This is a genomic window from Bradyrhizobium sp. SOJA106, assembly GCF_059448745.1.
In genome coordinates this window covers 7,584,639-7,608,056 of the sequence record NZ_CM182549.1, presented here as the reverse complement: position 1 = coordinate 7,608,056, position 23,418 = coordinate 7,584,639, and the positions used below count along the sequence as shown (strand labels likewise).

11 protein-coding genes and 1 tRNA gene are annotated in these 23,418 nt (G+C 61.5%); 7 read left to right on the top strand and 5 right to left on the bottom strand.

The window, feature by feature from the left end; all coding sequences use genetic code 11:
* Positions 1-17 precede the first annotated feature (17 nt).
* Positions 18-908, bottom strand: coding sequence for an N-formylglutamate amidohydrolase (locus AC5V87_RS35880; RefSeq protein WP_456842438.1), 891 nt, complete (start codon positions 906-908; stop codon positions 18-20).
* Between the two features lie 326 nt (positions 909-1,234).
* On the opposite strand from AC5V87_RS35880, the gene cpdR reads away from it, so the two are divergent.
* Positions 1,235-1,594 carry a cell cycle two-component system response regulator CpdR gene (gene cpdR / locus AC5V87_RS35875; protein WP_007597092.1) on the top strand — a complete coding sequence of 120 codons (360 nt, stop codon included), beginning with the start codon at positions 1,235-1,237 and terminating at the stop codon, positions 1,592-1,594.
* A 75-nt stretch (positions 1,595-1,669) separates the two neighbouring features.
* Positions 1,670-1,744 (top strand) — tRNA-Val (locus tag AC5V87_RS35870).
* Between the two features lie 140 nt (positions 1,745-1,884).
* Here the strand turns inward: AC5V87_RS35870 and AC5V87_RS35865 are convergent.
* From AC5V87_RS35865 to AC5V87_RS35850, 4 genes are all read right to left on the bottom strand, one after another.
* Positions 1,885-7,764: an AAA family ATPase gene (locus AC5V87_RS35865; RefSeq protein ID WP_495369286.1), complete on the bottom strand. Its 5,880-nt coding sequence runs from the start codon at positions 7,762-7,764 to the stop codon at positions 1,885-1,887.
* A 730-nt stretch (positions 7,765-8,494) separates the two neighbouring features.
* Complete coding sequence (locus AC5V87_RS35860; protein ID WP_495369285.1) at positions 8,495-10,948, bottom strand: peptidase domain-containing ABC transporter; 2,454 nt, start codon at positions 10,946-10,948, stop codon at positions 8,495-8,497.
* A 3-nt stretch (positions 10,949-10,951) separates the two neighbouring features.
* The gene (locus AC5V87_RS35855) at positions 10,952-12,202 is read right to left on the bottom strand and encodes a beta-barrel domain-containing protein (RefSeq protein ID WP_495369284.1); all 1,251 of its coding nucleotides are present in this window, start codon (positions 12,200-12,202) and stop codon (positions 10,952-10,954) included.
* A gap of 271 nt (positions 12,203-12,473) precedes the next feature.
* Positions 12,474-12,677, bottom strand: coding sequence for a hypothetical protein (locus tag AC5V87_RS35850; RefSeq protein ID WP_456842443.1), 204 nt, complete (start codon positions 12,675-12,677; stop codon positions 12,474-12,476).
* Between the two features lie 1,158 nt (positions 12,678-13,835).
* Between AC5V87_RS35850 and AC5V87_RS35845 the strand changes: the two genes are divergently transcribed.
* From AC5V87_RS35845 to AC5V87_RS35825, 5 genes are all read left to right on the top strand, one after another.
* Positions 13,836-14,354 carry a sigma-70 family RNA polymerase sigma factor gene (locus AC5V87_RS35845; protein WP_456842444.1) on the top strand — a complete coding sequence of 173 codons (519 nt, stop codon included), beginning with the start codon at positions 13,836-13,838 and terminating at the stop codon, positions 14,352-14,354.
* A 136-nt stretch (positions 14,355-14,490) separates the two neighbouring features.
* Entirely contained in the window at positions 14,491-15,048 is a 558-nt protein-coding gene (locus AC5V87_RS35840) for a hypothetical protein (RefSeq protein WP_495369283.1), read from the top strand.
* A gap of 72 nt (positions 15,049-15,120) precedes the next feature.
* Positions 15,121-19,749, top strand: coding sequence for a beta strand repeat-containing protein (locus tag AC5V87_RS35835; RefSeq protein WP_495369282.1), 4,629 nt, complete (start codon positions 15,121-15,123; stop codon positions 19,747-19,749).
* A 12-nt stretch (positions 19,750-19,761) separates the two neighbouring features.
* A complete protein-coding gene (locus tag AC5V87_RS35830; RefSeq protein ID WP_456842447.1) occupies positions 19,762-21,582 on the top strand; it encodes a type I secretion system permease/ATPase in 1,821 nt (606 codons plus the stop codon).
* Positions 21,583-21,600: 18 nt separating this feature from the next.
* Complete coding sequence (locus tag AC5V87_RS35825; protein ID WP_495369281.1) at positions 21,601-22,968, top strand: HlyD family type I secretion periplasmic adaptor subunit; 1,368 nt, start codon at positions 21,601-21,603, stop codon at positions 22,966-22,968.
* The last annotated feature ends 450 nt before the right edge of the window (positions 22,969-23,418 follow it).

Here is a 23,418-nt window from a genome sequence, read left to right as displayed (position 1 = left end):
TCGAGACAAGCTGTCGTCTATTCCGCTGCGGCCTGGAACGGGCCGAGATCGCCGAACGGGATCGTCGTCGCCAGCACGTCGGCAAGCACACCGAAATCGGACGCGACTTGCGCAAAGCGCGGACCGCGCTCGCGATGCCGCTCGTCCATGTAGATCGCGCGGTTGAGCTCAAGCTGCACGGCGTGCAGGCCGCTTGCGGGGTTGCCGTAATGCTCGGTGATGAAGCCGCCGGCGTAGGGCTTGTTGCGGCCGATCGAATAGCCGAGCCCGCCCAAGGTCTCCTCGACCCGGTCCGGCAGCAGCGGCGTGCAGCTGGTGCCGTAGCGGTCGCCGATCACGACGTCGGGCCGGCGCGGCTCGTCCCTGCTGACGCCAACCGACGGCATCGAGTGGCAATCGACCAGCACCACGGTGCCGAACATCTGGTGCACCTTGTTGATCAGCCGCCGCAGCGCGCGATGATAGGGCTTGTACAGCGTCTCGATCCGCGCCAGCGCATCGTCGACCAGGATGCGGTCGCGGTAGATTTCCTGGCCGTCGCCGACCACGCGCGGAATGGTCCCGAGACCACCCGCGACCCGCATCGAGCGGGTGTTGGCGAAGCTCGGCAGGCGCCCGGTGAACATGCGGGGATCGAGCTCATAGGGCTCGCGATTGACGTCGACATAGGAGCGGGGAAAGTTGACCCGCACGGTCGGAAAGCCGCGCGCGCTCAAATGGCCGATCAGCTCGTCCATGAAGGAATCTTCGGACCGCCGCAGCGTCGGCAGATCAATCCGCGAGGCTGTCAGGAATTCGTCCGGATAGGTCGAGCCGGAATGGGGCGAGTTGAAGATGATTGGCGCGCGCCACTCGGCGGGCTCCACGATCTCGAAGGCTGGCGACACCTCGCCGTCAAACCGCGTCATCTTCTCAGGCTTCGTCCCTTCGCCGCACGATCCGGGGCCCCGGATCGAATGATTCGGCCGGTCGAACGGCTCTTATGTGTCGCCATTGTCCGGAATCGCAACCATTCTGCCAAGCGAAAAGATGTGACGGGCACTGGAACTTGTCTTAACCGTGCAGGCATCGAGGTGGGGATCGGCGCGGCCGGCTTGATTGATTCGCAGCTCGATCGGGTTCACAAGGAGCCGGCAGCGCGGGCCGCGAGGGTAAAGATTTTCACCCCAAATTTACCGTCTATCGGGCTTAGTGACTTCTGCTGATATCCTCTGGGGATTCGACGTTTCCTGCCATGCCAAAGATCCTGCTCGCCGAAGACGACAACGACATGCGCCGTTTCCTGGTCAAGGCGCTGGAAAACGCCGGTTTTCAGGTCTCGTCCCACGACAACGGCATGGCCGCCTATCAGCGGCTCCGGGAAGAGCCGTTCGAGATGCTGCTGACCGACATCGTGATGCCGGAAATGGACGGCATCGAGCTCGCCCGCCGGGCCTCGGAACTCGACCCCGACATCAAGATCATGTTCATCACGGGTTTTGCCGCGGTCGCCCTGAACTCGGATTCGGACGCCCCCAAAAACGCCAAGGTGCTGTCCAAGCCCGTGCATTTGCGCGAATTGGTCAGCGAAGTGAACAAGATGCTGGCGGCCTAAATCAGGCCCGTTCCGTCCTTGCGCACGCTCCCCTGAGCCGTTATAGGGACCCCACCCGACGCAAGTGGACTTTTAGGGCACGTAGCTCAGCGGGAGAGCACTACCTTGACATGGTAGGGGTCACAGGTTCGATCCCTGTCGTGCCCACCATCCTCTTCAATGACTTAGGCGCCTTGCGCCTGAGGCCTGAAGAGGTGGTTTCCACGCTTCCTCTATGTCGAACAAGGGCTCGAAGAGGAGCGCGCGGAATCGCACGAGGCTGGGCACAGAAGTTAAAAGCCAACCGGAGATCATCGCGTAGCGTCTGCGGGACGGACCGCCAAGGTGAAGTGAAAAGTCGCGCCGCGAGGCAGGCTTGGGGTCGCCCACAAGCGCCCGGCATGAGCTTCAACAATGGAACGGCAGATGGACAGTCCCACACCGAGCCCACCCGGCTTCGTCGTGTAAAAGGGGGTGAAGACGTGCTCGGGATTCTCCACTGCCAACCCCGGTCCCGAGTCCTGCACCTCGACAAGAATACGGTCAGGGTCGACCTCACGGGTGGCGATAAGCAACCTTCTGGCGTCGTCCGCCACAGTGCCCATTGCCTGGACGGCATTGACAATCAGATTGAGGATGACTTGCTGCAACTGGACACGATCGCCCTGCACAAGCGGTAAGCTGTGTGCAAGTTCCGTCTGTACCGAGACGCCGTTCTTCATCGCTTCGCCGCGGGTAAGCTCAATCACGTCCCGGATCGCCTCGTTAATGTCCAAACTATCCTTTCGGGGCGGTGCTTTTTTGATGAGATCGCGAATTCGCTGGATGATATCGCGGGCGCGCGCAGTATCGTTCATCACCCAGTCCAGTGATTGCCTGACCCTCTCTAGATCCGGTGGGTCTCTGTCGAGGAACCGCGCGGCCGCACTAGCATTCATGGATGCCGCGGCGACCGGCTGGCTTACTTCGTGGGCGATCGAGGCCGTCAGTTCGCCCATGGTGGCGAGGCGGTTGGCATGTGCCAACTCCCTCTGCATCTCGCGCAGGGCCTCCGTAGCGCGCTTCTGTTCGGTTATGTGGCGTCCCACGCCGCGATAACCGATGAACTGGCCGGACTTGTCGAAGACCGGCATCCCCGAGACGGAGACGTAGCGCTTCCGGCCGTCGCTCGTAGGGCGCGCGAGCTCGAAATCGCGGAACGGCAGGTGCGCATCGAGCGTCTCCCGATGCTTGCGCCAAGCCTCCTCGTCGGGCTCCAAGTAGGGCACTTCCCAGCGCGTTTTACCCAGTTCAGAGCCCGAGGCGGGCGCGTCAGCAATGGTTTCGGCGAACTCCTGGCGGATGAAGCGGTGGTTCGCATCTGATTCCCAGTACACGTCGAAAGAGAACTGTACGAGAGTTCGAAAACGCTCTTCGCTCTCCCGCAGAGCCTCCTCGGACCGTTTACGCTCCGTCAGGTCGACGACAAAGGAGACACCTTGGTCCCGTTGCTCGTCGAACGCAGCCATTCCGATCAAGACCGGTACGCGACTTCCGTCCTTGCGGAAATACTCTTTCTCGAACGGCTGTACGCTTCCCATCTTCTTGAGTTCCGGGATCCACCATCGTTCGTGTCGGTCGAGCCATTCCGGTGGCGTCAGGGCAGTCCAGAGCAGGCGGCCAGAGGCGAGATCCTCACGATCGTACCCCACGATGCGCAGAAACGCGTCATTGGCCTCCAGAATGGGACCTTCAAGCTCCCAGATGATGATCCCGATGATGTTGGCGTCGACGAGGCGCCGGATCTTCGCTTCGCGTTCTCTGACATCGCGATACAGAGTCGCATTTTCCAGCGCGATTGCCGCTTGTGAGGCAAGCAATTTTAGAACCGCGACTCTCGCGGGAGCAAAAACGTCGGGTGTCAGTGTATTCTCGAGGTAGAGTACCCCGATAAGCTTCCCATGGTTGATCAGAGGCAAGCAAAGAATCGAACGAGGCTTGCGCTGACCAACGTACGGGTCCGTAGCAAAAGGAGGTTGGCAAGCGGCATCTTCGAGAACAACACATTCTCTGGTCCGCATTACGTAATAGAGAACGGATTCCGGAAGGAGAGCCTCGGTCACCGCTGCATCGCGCAGTTCGACGGTCACTCTCTCGTCGGTTGTCGTGGCTTCCGCCTCGATGCGCGCCTCGTTGTTCTCGTGCGACAGGATCAACAGGCCCCGTTCAGCGCCTGCTTGTTCAATTGCCGTGTGCATAAGGGTCTCGATGAGCTTTTCCAACACCATCTCGCCTGCGACCGCTTCAGACACCTTGATCACGGTAGTGAGGTCGAGATGCTCGACTGGCGCCCCGATGGTGCTCATCGGGCCAGGCTCTGATCTCTCCTCCTTGAGGTACGGATGGATATTCTCAAGTTGCCGCACTTTGCCGTCGGCCCCCCAACGAACGTAGCACTCGCGTGCTTTTTGAAGATAGATGCGAGCAAACTCTTCGAAGCCACGCATGCCGTAAAAGCGCGCGGCCAATTCGTAAGCGAGTCCCTCGTGGTGGACGAAGCCGTTGCCGCGGGCGGAGCGGATGGCTTGTTCAAAAAGACACTCCGCTTCAAGTTCTCTGCCTTGGAGGCGCGCGATTTCTGCGCCGGCGAGGAGAGCGCGATTTGCGAAGCTCTCAGGGCAATTCTGCGCCCACAGTTCGAGCTGCTGATGATGGGCCCTCAGCGCTTCAAAATGCCCTTCCCGTTCTTCAGGGGAGGCAAAATCGCAGCATGCGGCGTGGGACAGTGCTGCATAGAACTCGTATTCCGCCGTTTCGAATAGCTGAGGTGGTGACCACGGTAGGCTCCGAGCCCTGGCTGCGGCGGCAACGGCCGACACATAGTCGCCGGCAAAGAAGCATGCTTGCAGCTTGCGGATCCAGTACCAGCTCTCAGGCAATGCGAGTGCCGGATCAGCGGCCAAATGCTGCTCGAACCGAAGCTCGTCGGAGTGATCGTCGTGAAGAGTGCCAAACCGGCGCGTCAGGCCGCGCAGCATCCGGATCAGCCCAAGCTGCGACTTTATGATGTCGCCGATGAGCGAAAATTTCGCTTTCTCGGTCAACTGCAATCCGTGCTCGGTTTCGCGTTGTGCTTCTGCAAGCGGATCGCCCGCCGCAAGGAAATTGGTGTTCAGGCTGGCGCAGCTGAAAGCCGCGAAAGTGATATCGCCACTGTTGCTCGCCGCCTCGAACGCGCGTCGAAACGCGTCTCGCGCATGCTGCAGGGGCTTTGTCCATGAAAGGACAAGGTTGCCATAGTTCAGGTAGGTCCGCGCTTGAACGAGCGAAAATCCGCGCCGCTCGACCAGCTCAGTGCCGATACGGCTCAATCGAAGCCCCGCCTCATAGTCGTCGAAGCGTGCGCCGGCAATGGCGCCGAACATGACGTAGGGAACGCACGAAGCATCGTTGTTCCCCCACTCCAGGCTGAAATCCACCGCTTTGATGACCACCAGCGAGCGAAGGTTCGTATCGGTGAAGAATGCGGGCGGCATGAGGGCCGTCAAAAGATCCAAGATGGCCAGTGCGAGCGGGTCGGTCATCAGTGGCAGATCCAACACCTCCTCGATGGCTCGGTCTCCGAGACGAGATCGGACGCGCTCGTACTCCTGTCGGACGTGATCGTCGCTTGGGTGGGCCACCCATCGAATCCCGAGTTGCTCCAGACAGCTGAGCCCGGCGCCAACCGCGCGGTCCGGCTTGCTGAGCGCCGTATACAGATCCACCAGCCGGCGTGCGACGACTGCAAGGTCAGTTGCACTCGCGATTCTCGTCGTCAGTTCCTGTAAGCGCTGTTCCGCCTCAACGACAGCGCCGGTCACGAAATCGCATTCGGCGCGCTGCAACTCGAGCGAAAAAGCAAGCCGCTGGAAGCGCTCCCAACGGTCGTGCGGTAACAATGCCGCGCCGGTCGCGGCGTAATTGAGCGACGCCGCGTAGGCCGCCGATGCCCTCGCGCGCAGGCTGGCTGTCAGATTGAACTCCGCAAGCTGCACGCGTTCATCTCGGGAGGTGATCAAGGCCGCGCCGCGATTGAGCTGATTGACGATCGCGAAGATCGCCTTCTCGCGCTTCTCCCCGAATGTCTGCGCCAGCAACTGCCGTCCGATTCGTAGATGGAGCGCCGCGCGTTCATGATCCGGGATCAGCGAGTAGCAGGCTTCTTGTATGCGGTCGTGGACAAACCTGTAGGCGCCGGCCTGTTGCTCGATCAATTCCTGGCGGACCGCTTCCCAGAGCGCCGCATGAACCTGCTGCTCGGAGCGCCCGAGGACGATCGAGAGTGTCGTGGTTTCGACAAAATTTCCGAGACAGGCCAACTCCCGCAGCGCGTTCTGTGTGTCAGCCGGCAGCTGTGCAAGCTTTGCAATCATCAAATCCACGACATTGTCGGTGTGACCCTTTGCGTGAATGCGGTCCAAATCCCAGCACCAGCACACCGCGTCATGATCAAAGCGGACGAGGCCTTCCGCGGCGAGTGCGTGGAGGAACTGATTCACGAAGAATGGATTGCCGGCCGTTTTATCGTGGATCAGATGCGCGAGCGGCGCCGCATGCAGCAAATCGCAGCCTAGAGCATCAGAAATCAGCCGCGAAATGTGTTCGCCGGCAAGCGGCGCAAGACTGATCTGCTGCACGTTTGCGCCAGCGTTCTCTAGGGCCTCAAGTCGCCGCCGTAGCGGATGGCCGGCGGTGACCTCGTTGTCCCGAAAGGAGCCGATCAGCATCAGGTATTCCAGATCGGTCCGGGTCAATAGATCCTCAACCAGATCGAGCGTGGCGGCGTCGGCCCACTGGAGATCGTCGAGGAAAAGTACCAACGGATGCTCGGAACGCGCGAATACCCCAATGAAGCACCGCAAGACGTGGTGGAAGCGGTTTTGTGCCTGCAAGGGCGACAGGTCAGGGACCGGCGGCTGCTCTCCCATGATCAGCCCCAATTCGGGAATCAGGTCGACTACAAGTCGGCCATTTGCGCGCAGCGCATCTTGAAAGGCTTGGCGCCAGTTCGCGAGCTCGGCGTCATTCTTGCTCAGAAGAGACCTCACGAGGCGCTGAAAGGCCTCGACCAGCATGGAATACGGAATATCGCGCTTGTACTGGTCGAACTTGCCCGACGCGAACAGTCCATGCGCCGGAACGAGCCGATGATGGAGCTCATTGACCACCGAGGACTTGCCGACGCCGGCACAGCCGGAAACCAGCACCAATTCCGGCACGCCACTCTTGAGCATGCTGTCGAACGCGCCCAGCAAGATGTCAATCTCGCGGTCTCTTCCATAGAGCTTTTCTGGGAGCAGCAGTCGGTCGGGCGCGTCATTTTGCCCGAGTGCAAAGTCTTCGATCCCGCGTCCGGTTTCCCATTCACGCAGGCACCGGCGTAGATCATGCTCGAGGCCCAGCGCGCTCTGATAGCGTTCCTCGGCGGACTTGGCGAGCAGCTTGAGTACTACGGCCGAGATTGCACTCGGTACAGTGCTCAAGCGCTCGCTGGGCGCTACCGGCTTTCTCGCAATATGGCAATGGACCCACTCCATTGAATGTGCCGCAGTGAACGGCAACGAGCCTGTCAGCATTTGATAGAGCGTCACACCAAGCGAGTAGAGGTCGCTACGGAAATCGATCGAGCGGTTCATCCACCCGGTCTGTTCGGGCGCCATGTAGGGGAGCGTGCCCACAATGAACTCGGGCGGGCCGGGCGTACGTCGCTCCCGGACGAGACGCGAAGCGATACCGAATCCGAAGAACCGGATTCGTTCGTCGTCGCAGTTTACCAGTATATGCGCCGGTTTCACGTCCTTGTGAACGAGGCCTCGCTGATGCACCTTGTTCAAGGCGCTCGCGATTTCGATCGCCAGTCGCAGAAAGCGTTCGATATCCATGGGCGCGCCAAGCAACTGCTCAAGTGGCTGGCCGCCAGGATACTCAAGCAGCAGAACAGGGTGACCGCCGTCGTACTCCAGCCCGAGCGGCTGCATTGCCCACGCGCCATCCAGCTGGTCCTTCAGTTCGAATTCGTGAGCCAGTCGATCGAGGATGCCGGAGGAAGCGTGCGTCGCCTTGGGAAGTACCGCCAATACAGCTCTGCAAGTGGCATTGGAATCCGGGCACGAAGCCCGGCAAAAGATCCGGGCATCGTCCTCCCATAGCAGTTGGAACCTGTTGTCCATGCGCGTCGAACCGAAAACGAGGGGTTCAACCGGAAGCCTCCAAGTGACCCATTGCAGGGCGAGGAGGTACTGTCCTGAACGCAGATTCTGACACAGACGCGGGGATGTGCCCAGTGTAAGCTGCGGTGCCGGCCATAGCACGGCGAAGAAGCGGCGCGGATCGTCTGCTGAGACTTTCTCACAATCATTGGTTTATGCCCGCCCAGCGCTCTCGGAACAGGGGCGCTGCTGTGGCGCGTCAGCCGCTGACAGCACATCGCTTGATCCAGCGCATCTATGCCACTTCGTGCCGAACTTCGCTTCGGTTTGACTGCGCAACGCTCCGAGTACGCAGCTTGCGGGTCACCAAGGCGCGGATGATCTAGTTGGAGCAGGTCGGCGGCTTTGGTCGCCCAGCCCGTCGCCGATTGGATCATCGATTATCTTTTCATGCACGTCCATCGCTTCAACCTAAGAAAGAGAACCCAGGCATAGCCGCTCGCGCTTGCTTCCCGGCATCCGGCGCAGGCCAATTGCTGTAGTAGCTGTCATGTTGTGTCTAGTCGAAAGCCGACGATCTGGATGCACCCTCGCGCAGCTTTGGCCCTGCGCAACCGCATGCTGAATTGTTGCGAGGCCGTTTTTTCTCCGACCGAGTAACCCGAGCGTGCTAATGAGATGGCGTTTCGCGCGCAGAAATGGAGCGCGCCCCGTAGGTCAACCGAGTGATCCAGGACAATGCGAGCCGAGATCAATATCGCGAGAAGTCGATCTTGGCTAGCGCTTCGCCCGGGTTACGAATGGCGCCGCCGTTGCCGCGGTGGTCGGATGGCTCGGTGGTGCAATCGTGCTTCTTTAGCTGGCTGCCGTCTTGGTGCGGCTGGCACTCGTCGCCACCAACATGCTTGGAGTGGTCCAACCGGCTGTCCGTCGAGTAGTTGTCCGTCCCGGCATGATGCGCGTTATCGAGCGTGCGGCCGTGATCGGAGCAGGCATCGCGGCCCTCGCCGGCCGATGCGGCCTCGGCCGATCTTGCACCCTCTACGGCAAGCCTGGTGGAACCAGCATCGCACGCGGGAGCCGCCGCTGGGCTGGGGCTTGCAATCCTGACTTGGGACGGCTCACTCGCCGAGGTAAGATGGATGATCATATCCGCTCCCTCGGTAATTTCGGGCCGGTGCGCTACGCTCACCCGCGTCATGTTCAGCTGCCGGAGATTCGCATTGATTTCTTTTTCCTTCTCGGTGTCGAGATGTGCCGTGCCCTCATCCAGAAACAGGATCTTTGGTCGGCGATAAAGCGCGCGCGCAAGCAGTACTCTCTGCTTCTGCCCGCTAGACAACGAGCTCCCCATGTCACCGATGAGGCTGTTGTAGCTCATCGGCATTGCCATGATGTCGTCGTGAATGCCGGCAATCCGCGCGCACTCGATCATCCCTTGCAGATCGAATGTTGTGTCAAAAAAGCAGATATTGTCGGCAATCGATCCCGATAGCAATTGATCCTCCTGCATCACCGCGCCAATTTGCTCGCGATAAGCCCGCGGTCCGATCTGGCCCAGCGGAAGGCCGTCGATCAGAACTTCTCCGCTCGTTGGCTCGAGCAGTCCAAGCATAATCTTGACAAGAGTTGACTTGCCGCAGCCCGACGGTCCCATGATCGTCACGAATTGTCCGGGAGCGACGCACAGATTGACATTACTAAGAATCAGAGACTCTCCTTCTGCATAGCGGAAGCACACGTTGCGCAGTTCGATCGCGCCGCGAATCTGTCGGAGATACGACAGGTCTCGATCGTGCCCACGCTCCAGCGGAGTGAGCGCAATGTCTGCGAGACGCTCCAAATGCAATCCGAGAATGCGGACATCCACCAGCTTCTCTATCAGCAGCGCTGTCCGCTCGGCGAACTGCAGCTTGTAGCTGACAAACGCGAATATCATCCCAACCGTGATGAGGTTGTCCAGTGCGAGGCGAGCCGCGAGGTAGATTGTGATGACGTTTTCCAGGCCGAAGATCGTGTCGTTCATCGCTTTGAAGCTGATCCTCGCGCGACCAAGCCGCACGACGGCATTTATATACGCAGCATAGCGGTTCAGCCATTGGCTTTCCCGTTCGTTCTCTCGGTTGAGCAACTTTAGGCTTTGTACCGCACGCACGGTTTCGATGAAGGTGGAATTCTCGTCTGCCTTACTGTGAATGGCCGCTTCGCTTCTTTGTCGGAACATTCCGAAAAGTGCGAGCCGCAAGGCGGCATACAGCGCGAACGCGAGCAGGACGACAAGTCCGAGCTGGACGCTGTAGGTGAACATCAAGGCCAGCATCAACACCGACATGAGCCCGTCGATCAAGCCCGTGATCAGTCCCTCCGCGAGCACGTTGCGGATCGGCTCGATCGAGTTGAAGCGAGAAAGGATGTCGCCGATGTGCCGCTTTTCGAAGAATGAGAGTGGCAAACGCACCAGATGATGAAACAGGCGGGCGCCGATTTGAAAGCTCAAGGTGTTCTGCAGAATTAGAATAATGAACGAGCGTGTCGCGGCTGACGCGACCCGTATCAGGAGAAGGAACGCGAATCCTAGCCCGAGTACGACCAGGAGATCGACGTCCCCTCTGGCTATGACCTCGTCAACTGTGAGCTGCATGTAGAAGGGGGCGGCAAGGAGAAGAATTTCGATGACAACTGAGAGAACAAATATTTGGGCGAGCGCATAGGTGTTTCCGTTCATTCCGCTCCAGAATACCGAGAACGGCAATCGCACTCTCTCGTCTGTGCGGCAGAACTCTTCGGTTGGCGACAGTTCGAGCGCGACCCCGGTGAGATGTCTAGATGCTTCAGTGAGCGGAAACCATTTCTGGCCGCCAGCCGGATCGTGCACCACAATCCCTTTCTTCCTGTACGCTTTCAGTACAACGAAATGAGCCATGTCCCAGTGCAAAATGGCCGGCAAACGCAACTGGCAGAGATGGCCCATTTCGATTCGCAGCGGCCGGCATGCCAGTCCCAGGTGAGCTGCTATCTCCATGAGGTCGCGGAGAGTGACGCCTTTCAGGGATACTGGATATCGGCGCCGCAGGCTGTTCAAGTCCGTTCGATGACCATGATAGGACGCTACCATTGCGAGGCAGGCGAGCCCGCATTCCGTCGCCTCCGTCTGCCTGATGACCGGAAGGAATCTGCGTCCGCTGAAATTCAGTAGGCTTTGCATGCGCTACATCCTTGCGCTTAACACCGGATCAAGCAGCCACCTCATCAGGGAGCGCTGCTCAAGGATAACGTCGGCCCTAAGCAGCATGTCCGGCTGAAGCGGCATCTTCCGGCCATAGGCGTCGATGTCGGGCCGCTCGAGCGCCGCAGTCACACGGTAAGCCGGTTCCTTGAGGGTGATCGGCCCGGTCGTTTCGTTGGCGGTCAGAATGGTGTGAGAGACTTTTGTCACGCTGCCGCGGTAGGTGCCGAATTTCTGATACGGAAATGCATCGTAAAGTATCCTAACGTGCTGGCCGGGGCGCACAAAACCAAACGCGCGCGTCGGAAAGAACAGCTCCGCCTGCAACTGCGCATCAACGGGAATGATTTCGAGCTGCATATGCCGTGGATCAGCGACCTGGCCAACAGTCGCCTGCAGCGTGGACACGCGCCCATTCGTTGGTGCCCTGATGACGTAAGCCTGCCGCCCGTTCACCTCGGCGATGCGCTGTTCGATCGAGGAGAGATCATTGCGCAGCACCCGGATCCTCTCTGCAGTAACGGTCGGGAGTTGCTCGAGTGTATGCTGAGCGTCTGTCAATTGGGTGCGTCGCGCGATGATCTGCTGATCGAGCGATACCACGCTCTGTTTTTGCTCAAGTGCAGCCTGTTCGCGGCGCTTCAGCTCAATCGCTGGCAATGCTCCGCTCGCAGTTAGCTTGGCGCCGGTTGATACGAAACCCTCCGAAAGCTTCAGTCGCTCGTTTTGGATGTTTCGCTGGTCCTCGAGCTGAGCAATCTCTGCTTCAATCCCTTGGATCGTGGAAGCGAGGCGATCCCGTTCCGAGGCGGTTCGGCGATCTTCCGCATCGATTTGTCGCTCGACCACATTGCGTTGCTGGGTCAGCACTCCAAGTACGGTGGCATTGACGTCGTCGCCATTGGCGGTGATTTGAGAAGTGACTACGGTCAGGAGCGGGTCATCCTCCGCAACCTCCTGCCCCTCCTTCACATGTATCCCTTTGATGAAACCCTGTTGTGGTACGAAAATCTTAGCCGTGCCGGAGGTAGGCGTGAGATACCCGGAGACGGTCTCCTTGCGCGCGTATTGCGCGATGGAGAGAAAACACAAAATGAGTACAACGAGCGCTCCAAGGCTCCAGCTAAGGAGCGTGCTCGATAGCGGTTGCAGCAATACGACCTCACCCCAGCTATGGCGCTGACGTAGAAAGTCGATTGCTTCCTGGCGAAATAGAGCTGGTCGAGCCGCCATGGATGCACCTAGTTAGCTTTCGTTCGTCACGTTAAGGGCTACGCGCGATATCTCTCGCAACCCGATAGCTTCCGCCGCGCCACGGCTGCGAATGGTACCCCACAATGCGATGGAGAACCGCGCCTCATTATCGGGAAAGTGGGTCGCCCAGCGTCGGGCCGAAAGAAACTGACCTGCGACGGCAGTGCGGCAGCGATGTAGCTCATTGTAGCTCGCTCCTTCGGCTCCCTGGGCGGCGCTGCACCGCCCAGGGGACGAGCAGATTGGGTCGCTACGTTCTTTGGACGGCGACGTTTCCAGCTCCAACCTGAATCGCGACATTGTTGTCGTTGAGGAATCCGATGCCGACGAGGCCGCCAATGCCGCCGTTGTTTTCGTTTCCTCCGCAACAACGATGGCCGCCACCGCCTGCAACCAGATCGAGTTCCTGATCAGACAGCTCCATAGGATGAGTAAACTTGTCCATCTTCTCCATGTTGGTCTCCTTTCGATGTAAGTGGTGGGATATCGCTGTGACTGCTGCCACGTTCTAACTAGTTGCAAGGCGTAAATCTGGATGCACTGTCGCAGAATTTTTCTGTGGGATGACCGTCGCGCAGATTCGCGCAAATTGCTGTGTGGTACGTGCTACGCGCTCGTCCTCATCGTGAATCGACAGCGACGAAAGCATGGCGCCTTGAAGTTCGGGGTCAGTGCGGTTTCGTCTGAGTGAGTTGGACGTTCTGATTGACGATATCTTCGATGGCGGCGGCAGAAATGCGAGATCGTGTCTTCAAGGAAAATGCGTTGCGACGCCATGGGCTGGTACGCCCCCGAGAGGCGGCATGGCTTCCATCGATAGCCGCACTCATCGCAATAGCGGCGCACGTCACCGCTCCGATGAGCAGCGCAAAGGCTTGCAGTCGTGACAGTGTGAGCGCGTTGCGGGCAGGTTTGTATTTTGTATAGAGGGTGGAAAATGTGAGGGTAGCGATACCGATCTTTTTGAAGGGCTGCGATTGACCCTCGAAGTCGTTACACAGTATCGAAGTTGGATCCGATGCCTACTCTGAAGTCGTTAAACGCCAATTAGCGGACAGTGCCACCCGGCGGCGGCCGCTGCGGCTCTCTTCGAAAAAGCCGCCGCGCAAAATGACAACGTCGAAGACGTTTCGCTCAAGAACATGGCGTCAGTCCGCAAGCGGCCGCGGGCAAACGTGGTTTGCAACGGCTTCGGCGGGCCTGAACAATACGAATGACGGGCCGCCTCCAACTGCTCTCCGAACAGAGGCAATTCACGTTGCTGCTCGCGGCCGGCTCACCGAGCTAGCGAGCTTGATCCGTTTGCGGCCGCTTACACTGTCGACCACGTCGCGTTTTGGCGATTGGAAAAATTTTTGAAAAATTTCCGGAACGAAAGTCGACTGTGTTGACTTGAGTTAGCCGATTTCGATTCAGAACTTGACAATTTTATACTGCAGCAATTCGAACGCAGTAGGCAGTCTCCCTGCGCGGGAAGGGTAATAGCGTACCTGCTTTATGAGGGGTGACTTCGACCATGCCCCATCCATGCGTTGGTTTCACGAAGCCAGAGTCTCGCTCCGGTGCGGCGCGGCATAACACCTATCGTTGCGAGACAGCTCTTAATTACGAGATGGCGCTTCTTGACTGCGCCTCGGGATCGCAGTCGGCCCTCGGCAAAATCTACGCCCGTGAAAAGGAGCAGTTGCGCGCGATGGCGCACCGCATCGTCCACGACAGGTCGCGTGCGGAAGACGTCGTCCACGATGCATTCGCGCAAATTCTCCGATACGCCAAAAACTTCGATCCTGCCCGCGGGTCCGCGCGAGGCTGGATCTACACAATCGTCCGCAACACGGCACTCAAGATGCAGGAGAACGCCAGGCGCGAATTCGCCCTGGAGGACGAGACATTGAACGCCATCTGCGCGCGCAAACAGACCATCCGGAACCCCGCCGCCTCTATCCCAGATAGCATGACGCTCAGGACCATGCTCGATCAACTCGAGCCAAAGCGCCGCGCGACCCTGCTTCTGGCGATCGTCGACGGGCGCACACATGAAGAGATCGCCGAATACCTCCGGGTTCCAGTCGGAACTGTCAAGGCGTGGATCCGGAGAGAGCTCGTGGCCCTGCGGCGGCAGCTCGCATAAGGCGTGAAATTATTTTTCGCCGCTGCATCCATCGGTGTGCGTCGGCGACAGTAGGGGTGACGGTCAGTGATCCGGGGGCATGTGCCCATGACGCATGTGCCCTTGCCGTCGCAAACCTGCAGGGAGGAGCACAATCATGTCTATCCTGAGCAGCATTACGAGCATTTTCGGGTTGACAAAGAGTTTGGGGATCGGTGTCCCAACGCAGGAATGCACGCCAAGCAAGCCCGACGACTGCAGCGACGGCAAGCAGTCCAAGTGGAATGACGATCATGGGGGGCGCAGCGTCTACTCGAAGAACGGTGACAACGACGAGTATTCCAAGCTTGGCGGAAAGGATGGCTCGTCGACAGATGGCCCGGGCGACTACTCCAAGCATCATGTTGGCTGGATGGACGCCAAGGACCACAACTATCAGCCGAAGGATTCTTGCGACCTTCGGTCCGACGACGCCGGCGGGAGTGACACCTATGGTAATCCCGGCGAAGCGCTGGCCAGGTTCGATTTCTCGCATGGTGATTTCGGCTCGCACGGTCCGGATCATGTGAGTGACATACACGGCGCGCTCGCTTCGATGTCGTCCGACGATGCGCTCGAATACGCCATCGGCCAGATGGGGCCGGTGGACGCGGATCACGTCGACGTAGGGCATTTCGACGCGGCAACGGACACGTCACACAACACGGATGCCTGATGCGCCGAAAGAGCGGCGCCCGGCGGTGAATGCCGCCCGGTGCGAGTTGCTTTGTAACGAACGAGTTGAACGGTGGCGATCATGAACGATGTAGAAAAGCGTGAACTGTTCGAACAAGAGCGAAAGATCTTCGAGGCTGGGTCGCAGCGTTTGGACAAGCGAATCGGCTCTTTCAGCTTCTTAACCTGGCCGTTCTTCATTGCCATTGCCCCCTTGATCGCTAGAGAAGAGTTTCTTGCTGCCACGTTCAATTCCGCGACGGCCGAGGAGGAGGATGCGAAAGCCGCTCAGGCAGGCGCGCCGCACGTGACAAACGATGTTCAGCCGATGGGTGATGCGCGGAAAACGAGTGCAGAGGATGAGATGGCCAAGGGAGCCGCCCACTCGTCGCAGGCGCATGCGACCCAGCTCGATCCGATTGGACTTCAAGCGGAGCTACATGAAGGGGCGGCCACGCCGAGCTCCTCTCGCAGTGAGGCTGTCGCGGCCGCATTGGGCGGGGACGGCGGAAGCGGCGATGATGCCGATTCCCCCGAGCAGGACGCTCCAATCTCAATCGACGTCAGTTCCGTCAACGCGCTGTCAGCGAATTCCCACCTCGGAAACAGCCAGCTGCTTGGAATGGTCGGCAATTTCGACAACGGCGCGGGGGGAGGGACCGCGCCGGTCGAGACGGCGGCGCAGCCGGTGCTCACGACCGTGGCGGACGCCGCCAGCACGCTGCCCAGCGACATGGCCGGCGCGATTGCGCCGGTGGAGGCGACGGTGCAGCCGGTGTTCACGACCGTGGCCGATACCGCCAGCATGTTGCCTCACGACATGGCTGGTGCGATCGCGCCGATCGCGGCCGAGGTGCAGCCGGCGCTTACGACCGTGGCCGAGACCGTCAGCACGTTGCCCTACGACATGACTGGTGCGATCGCGCCGATCGCGGCGGAGGTGCAGCCGGCGCTTACGATGGTGAGCGACACCGCCGGCACGCTGGCAAGCGACGTGGCCGGCACCATTGCGCCGGTGGAGGCGGCGGCGCAGCCGGTGCTCACGACCGTGGCCGAGACCGTCAGCATGCTGCCCAGCGACGTGGCCGGCACCATTGCGCCAGTTGAGGCGGTGGCGCCGCCGCTGCTCACGACGGTGAGCGACACCGCCGGCACGCTGGCAAGCGACCTGGCCGGCACCATTGCGCCGGTGGAGGCGACGGTGCAGCCGGTGCTCACGACCGTGGCCGACACCGCCGGCACGCTGGCAAGCGACGTGGCCGGCGCGATTGCGCCGGTGGAGGCGACGCTGCAGCCGGTGCTTACGACCGTAGCGGACACCGTCAGCATGCTGCCCAGCGACGTGGCCGGCACCATTGCGCCAGTCGAGGCGGTGGCGCAGCCGCTGCTCACGACGGTGAGCGACACCGCCGGCACGCTGGCAAGCGACGTGGCCGGCACCATTGCGCCGGTGGAGGCGACGGTGCAGCCGATGCTCACGACCGTGGCCGACACTGCCGGCACGCTGGCAAGCGACGTGGCCGGCGCGATTGCGCCGGTGGAGGCGACGCTGCAGCCGGTGCTTACGACCGTAGCCGACACCGTCAGCATGCTGCCCAGCGACGTGGCCGGCACCATTGCGCCAGTCGAGGCGGTGGCGCAGCCGCTGCTCACGACGGTGAGCGACACCGCCGGCACGCTGGCAAGCGACGTGGCCGGCACCATTGCGCCGGTGGAGGCGACGGTGCAGCCGATGCTCACGACCGTGGCCGACACCGCCGGCACGCTGGCAAGCGACGTGGCCGGCACCATTGCGCCGGTGGAGGCGACGGTGCAGCCGGCGCTTACGACCGTGGCCGACACCGTCAGCACGTTGCCCTACGACATGACTGGTGCGATCGCGCCGATCGCGGCGGAGGTGCAGCCGGCGCTTACGATGGTGGCCGACACCGCCGGCACGCTGGCAAGCGACGTGGCCGGCGCGATTGCGCCGGTGCAGCCGGTGCTCACGACCGTGGCCGACACCGCCAGCATGTTGCCCTACGACATGGCTGGTGCCATCGCGCCGACCGCGGCGGAGGTGCAGCCGGCGCTCACGACGGTGAGCGACACCGCCGGCACGCTGGCAAGCGACGTGGCCGGCACCATTGCGCCGGTGGAGGCGGCGGTGCAGCCGGTGCTCACGACCGTGGCCGAGACCGTCAGCATGCTGCCCAGCGACGTGGCCGGCACCATTGCGCCAGTCGAGGCGGTGGCGCAGCCGCTGCTCACGACGGTGAGCGACACCGCCGGCACGCTGGCAAGCGACGTGGCCGGCACCATTGCGCCGGTGGAGGCGACGGTGCAGCCGATGCTCACGACCGTGGCCGACACCGCCGGCACGCTGGCAAGCGACGTGGCCGGCGCGATTGCGCCGGTGGAGGCGACGCTGCAGCCGGTGCTCACGACCGTAGCCGACACCGCCAGTACGTTGCCCTACGACATGGCCGGCGCGATCGCGCCGATCGCGGCCGAGGTGCAGCCGGCGCTTACGATCGTGAGCGACACCGCCGGCACGCTGGCAAGCGACGTGGCCGGCGCGATTGCGCCGGTGGAGGCGACGGTGCAGCCGGTGCTCACGACCGTGGCCGACACCGCCAGTACGTTGCCCTACGACATGGCCGGCACCATCGCGCCGATCGCGGCCGAGGTGCAGCCGGCGCTTACGATCGTGAGCGACACCGCCGGCACGCTGGCAAGCGACGTGGCCGGCACCATTGCGCCGGTGGAGGCGACGGTGCAGCCGGTGCTCACGACCGTGGCCGACACTGTCAGCACGCTGCCCAGCGACGTGGCCGGCACCATCGCGCCGATCGCGGCGGAGGTGCAGCCGGCGCTCACGACGGTGAGCGACACCGCCGGCACGCTGGCAAGCGACGTGGCCGGCGCGATTGCGCCGGTGGAGGCGACGCTGCAGCCGGTGCTCACGACCGTAGCCGACACCGTCAGCATGCTGCCCAGCGACGCGGCCGGCACCATTGCGCCAGTCGAGGCGGTGGCGCAGCCGCTGCTCACGACGGTGAGCGACACCGCCGGCACGCTGGCAAGCGACGTGGGCGGCGTGATTGCGCCGGTGGAGGCGACGGTGCAGCCGGTGCTCACGACCGTGGCCGACACTGTCAGCACGCTCCCCCTCGACATGGCCGGCCCGAAGACGGGTGCAGATAGCCAGTCGACCTTGTTGTCGCAAATGGCTGCATTGGACAGCGCCGGCGCTGACACCCTTGACAGTTCGCCAGCTCTTGAAATCACGGAGTCGGCGCTGGCTACGCGTATTGCGACCAGTGACGAGCCGGAGCTCGCCAATGTAGCTGGCGATGCCGTTGCGACTGCCGCACCCGTTGATATGATCGAGCCGGCGCTCACCCCAACGGCTGCCATCCTGACCAGTCCGAGCAGCGACGCATCACATCCGGCCGACGCCGCGAACGCGGCCAGCGACGCTGTTGCGAATGCCGCGCCGATCGCTGACCCGACCGAGCCGGTGCTCACCCCGACGGCTGCTGCTTCGATCAATCCGAGCAGCGATGCGTCACATCCGGCCGACGCCGCGAACGCGGCCAGCGACGCTGTTGCGAATGCCGCGCCGATCGCTGACCCGACCGAGCCGGTGCTCACCCCGACGGCTGCTGCTTCGATCAATCCGAGCAGCGATGCGTCACATCCGGCCGACGCTGCGAACGTGGCCAGCGACGCTGTTGCGAATGCCGCGCCGATCGCTGACCCGACCGAGCCGGTGCTCACCCCGACGGCTGCTGCTTCGATCAATCCGAGCACCGACGCGTCACATCCGGCCGACGCCGCGAACGTGGCCAGCGACGCCGTTGCGACTGCCGCACCGATCGCTGACTCGGCCGAACCGGTGCTCACCCCGACGGCTGCTGCTTCGATCAATCCGAGCAGCGATGCGTCACATCCGGCCGACGCTGCGAACGTGGCCAGCGACGCTGTTGCGAATGCCGCGCCGATCGCTGACTCGACCGAGCCGCTGCTCACCCCGACGGCTGCTGCTTCGACCAATCCGAGCAGCGATGCGTCACATCCGGCCGACGCCGCGAACGCGGCCAGCGACGCTGTTGCGAATGCCGCGCCGATCGCTGACCCGACCGAGCCGGTGCTCACCAACACAGCTACCGCTCCGGCCGATCCGAGCAGCGACACGTCACATCCGGCCGACGCCGGGAATGTAGCCGGCGACACTCTTGCCAGTGCAGCGCCTGCCAATGCAGCGCCGGTGGTTGATACGACCCTGGACTCCAGCAGTGCTCCACCCCCCGGATCAGCCGACACCCTTCTCGCGCTCGCCACCGCAACTGACGCACCGAACCAGGGTCCTACATCCGCGAACTCCGTCGCGGACAATGTGGCAACGGGCACATCGAATGCCGCGGCGACCGTCGATCCGAGTGCCGTCTCTGGCGATGTGATCGCCTTGAACGACACCCCACCCCCTCCCTCAAATGCGCTGTTCACCGGAAGCCAGTATACCGACTATGGCGTCACGCTCAGCAGCGACACCGCGGTTCCCCTCCAGAATGCTGTCTCTCCGGGGGACGCCGCCTCGGCTCTCGACACCTCGGGGCCAGTGGTTGCCGATGTCCAAAAACCCGCGCCGCCGCCTCCTGACAGCGTCGACACGACTCAACCGATCGATCACGTTGCACCTCACGACGCCATCCTGTAGTAGGAGGCAAACATGGCGGCCGTCGAGACACTGGACAATCCGCCGCGCAATGTTCCTGCAGATCACCTTCGTGTCGCACCCGGCGGCAAACCCCGCGACTATGTCGGACCTGTTAACGCGCTGGCCACCTGGCGTTCGGTCGCGCGCACCAACCTGATAGCGGTCGCGGCATTTTCGCTCGTTGTGAATCTGCTGATGCTCACGCTACCGATCTACCTGTTCCAGATATCTGATCGCGTGCTGACGAGCCGCAGTCTCGAGACCCTGCTGATGCTCTCGGCTCTCGCGCTGGCGTTCATCGGCGTCCTCTCGATCGTCGACATTCTGCGTCGGCAGGTGCTGGGGCGTCTTGCAACCAAGATGGAGGCGGTGCTCGGCGGCGCAGTGCTGGCGAGTAGCATCAATAACGCCAGGGCCGGCGAGGGCGGGACCATTCAGGCGATCCGTAGTCTTCATCAAGTGCGGGGCTTCATCTCGAGCCCTATCATGCTTCTGCTGATGGACGCGCCGCTCTCGCCCCTCTACTTCGGAGTCATTTTCCTCGTTCACCGGCATCTCGGCTGGATCGCAGTCGTATCGGGCTTGGCTCTTGCGCTGATTGCGCTGATCAACCAGAAAGCGACCTCGGAACGTTTGAGCGAGGCAGGCCTGCACGCCGCAGAGGCCGATGCGGCGGCGGAGTCGCTGGCCCGAAATTCGCAAGTAATCAATGCCATGGGAATGCTGAGCGAAAGCATTCTGCATTGGGGCCAGCGGCAGGCGCCGGCGCTGACGGTTCAGAGCCAGGCGCTTGACCGGAATTTCTGGATTAGCGGTGCGTCGAAGTTCGTCCGGCTCGTGGCCCAGATTACGATCCTCGGCACTGGCGCCTATCTGGCCCTCCACGCCGAGATCACTGGGGGCATGATGATCGCGGCTTCGATCATTGCCGGACGCGCCCTGCAGCCGCTCGAGGGTTTGATCGAGGGATGGCGCAGCTGCGTGCAGGCGCGATCGGCGTACGCGCGCGTCAAGCAGGCAGTCGAGTCATTCCAGCGCGAGACGCCCAAGCTGCGCTTGCCCAAACCGCAAGGGCGCCTGAGCGTTGATCGGGTCTTGTATCTGCCGCCCGGCTCGAAGGAGCCGATACTCAATGGCGTATCGCTTGACCTGGCGCCAGGAGAATCTTTGGCCATTGTCGGACCGTCCGGATCGGGCAAGTCAACGCTCGCGCGCATTCTGGTGGGCTGCCTGGTGCCAACCGCTGGCAAGGTCAGACTGGACGGCACGGAGCTGCGCAACTGGGATCGCCGCCAGTTCGGGGAATATAGCGGCTACCTGCCTCAGGAGGTCGAGCTATTTCCCGGCACCATCAAGCAGAACATCTGCCGCATGCGCGACGACCTGCCTGATGCGAGCATTTATGAGGCGGCGATGTTGTCGGGCATCCACGATATGGTCTGCCAGCTGCCGCAAGGTTACGAGACCGTGCTCGACCGCGGCGGCGGGCCGCTCTCCGGCGGGCAGAAGCAGCGCATCGCGCTCGCCCGGGCTTTCTTCGGTAGTCCGTCCCTTGTCGTGCTCGACGAGCCCAATTCGAATCTCGACGCGGCTGGCGAGCAGGCTCTGACCGAGACGCTGCAGCGCGCCAAGAGGCGGGGGGTCACTGTGGTGGTCGTAACCTTGCGCCCGGCGCTCCTGAACAGTGTGGATAAAGTCCTCATCCTGCGGGCCGGGCGCGCGGAAGCATTCGGATCTCCGAGCGACGTGTTGCATCGCCTGGTTCGCTCGCCGGGCGGTGCCGGCGGAGATAAGCCGGAGCAGCCGCAACGGATGGAATCCTCGGGCCGGTGACGAGTGCGGGAGGATGGCATGAGGGCGGAAAACGACCGTATCGGCGAATGGTATCGTGACGTTCCGTTGAGCGCTAAGTGGCCCATCTTCACCGGCCTTGCCATCCTGGTAGTTTGGCTCGGGTGTTTCGGCCTTTGGGCGGCAGTCGCTCCACTGAACAGTGCGGTCGTCGCCTCGGGTACGTTCGTGGCAACCGGACAAAACAAGCTCGTTCAGCATTTCGAGGGCGGCATCATCCGCGAGATTGCGGTCAATGACGGTGATATCGTCGAGGCGAACCAGGTCCTCGTTCGCATGGATGACACTGCTGCCAATGCCAAGCTGAGGCGACTGGTCTTGAAGAAGTATCGGCTCCTCGCTATGAAGGCGCGTCTTGAAGCTGAAATGAGCTCTTCGGATCATATCGAAACTCCGGTCGCATTCAGCGAGAGCGCACGCGATCCGGAAATCAAAGCGATTCTCGAGCGGCAACGTGCCGAACTCGGGGCACGTCGGGCTAGTCTGATGACCGAGGAAAGCGTTCTCGTCAAGCAAATTGCCGGGCTGGAGGAAAGCATTCGCGGATATCAGGCGCAAGTGCAGTCCACCAAAGAGCGCATTGCCTTGTTCGCCGAAGAGCTGAAGGACAAGAACTCGCTCCTTGGTCAGCAGTTGGTCCGCAAGTCAGATGTGCTGGCACTGCGGCGCTCCGAGGCAGGCCTCGGGGGAGATCTCGGCGAGTATCTCGGCCGCATCGCGGATGCGAAGGAGCGGATCGCTCAGGCGAATGAAAGAATAACGCAGCTCCATGCGACGGCGCTCCGCGATGCGACCAAGGAGCTGCGCGAGACGGAGGCGGATCTGGACGACGTCGATGAGCAGATCCGCGCCGCGCAGGACGTGGTCGACCGGATCGATGTTCGTTCGCCAGTCCGGGGCATCGTGGTGAAGAAGAACTTCCACACGCCAGGCGGCGTCGTCTCTCCCGGCGCCGTGATCCTTGAGCTTCTACCGATCGGCGACGAGCGCATCATCGAAGCCCATGTGAATCCCAAGGACATTTCGCACGTGAGCATTGGCCAAGAGGCGCTGGTGCGGCTGTCCGCGCTCAACCAGCGCATCACGCCTATGGTCGCAGCGAGCGTTATCTACGTGTCAGCGGACGCCTTGGCGGCGGAGCAAGTACAGGTGAAGACCGAATCCCGCTCCGACGGCGACACGCGTCGGGAATTCTATGTCGTTCGGGTGCGTTTGGACCAAGACGATATTCTAAGGCGCATGCCTGAATTCATTCCGACGCCCGGGATGCCCGCCGACGTCTACATCAAGACTGGAGAGCGCACCTTTTTCGAGTACATCATGAAGCCGGTCCTCGACAGCTTCTCCCGCGCTTTCCGCGAAACCTGAAATGGACGAACAGCGGCCGCATAGCAGCGCGCTCCGCGACGATGGCATGCCCCGACCGCTCCATTATGCCCGTGCTCGGATCCGAGGGTGGAGTCGCCGTGACGAGTTTTCACGAGTTTTGCGAACTTGCCGAATAGACCTGTGACGTCACCGTCGGATAGTGTGTGTTGGCGCTAACCAGGAAGGGACGGGTCGCGCGTCTCCTCGAGAACACCGCAGCGAAATCGCAACGAATTGAGCGAAACGAACGTGAACAGAACGCGACCGACGGGCCTGCCGTATCAAAAAGCCAATGACTTAGAAGATGCTCACTGCGTTCGGGACGCAGAGGGTGCAGGTTCGCTAATCCGCGGAACTCGATTTACAATTCGACGGTAACCTATTGATCTGTACAGGCAGGTTCGCACCGCTTTTTACATCTAAGTACCTGTCGTTGTTCATCAAACATCT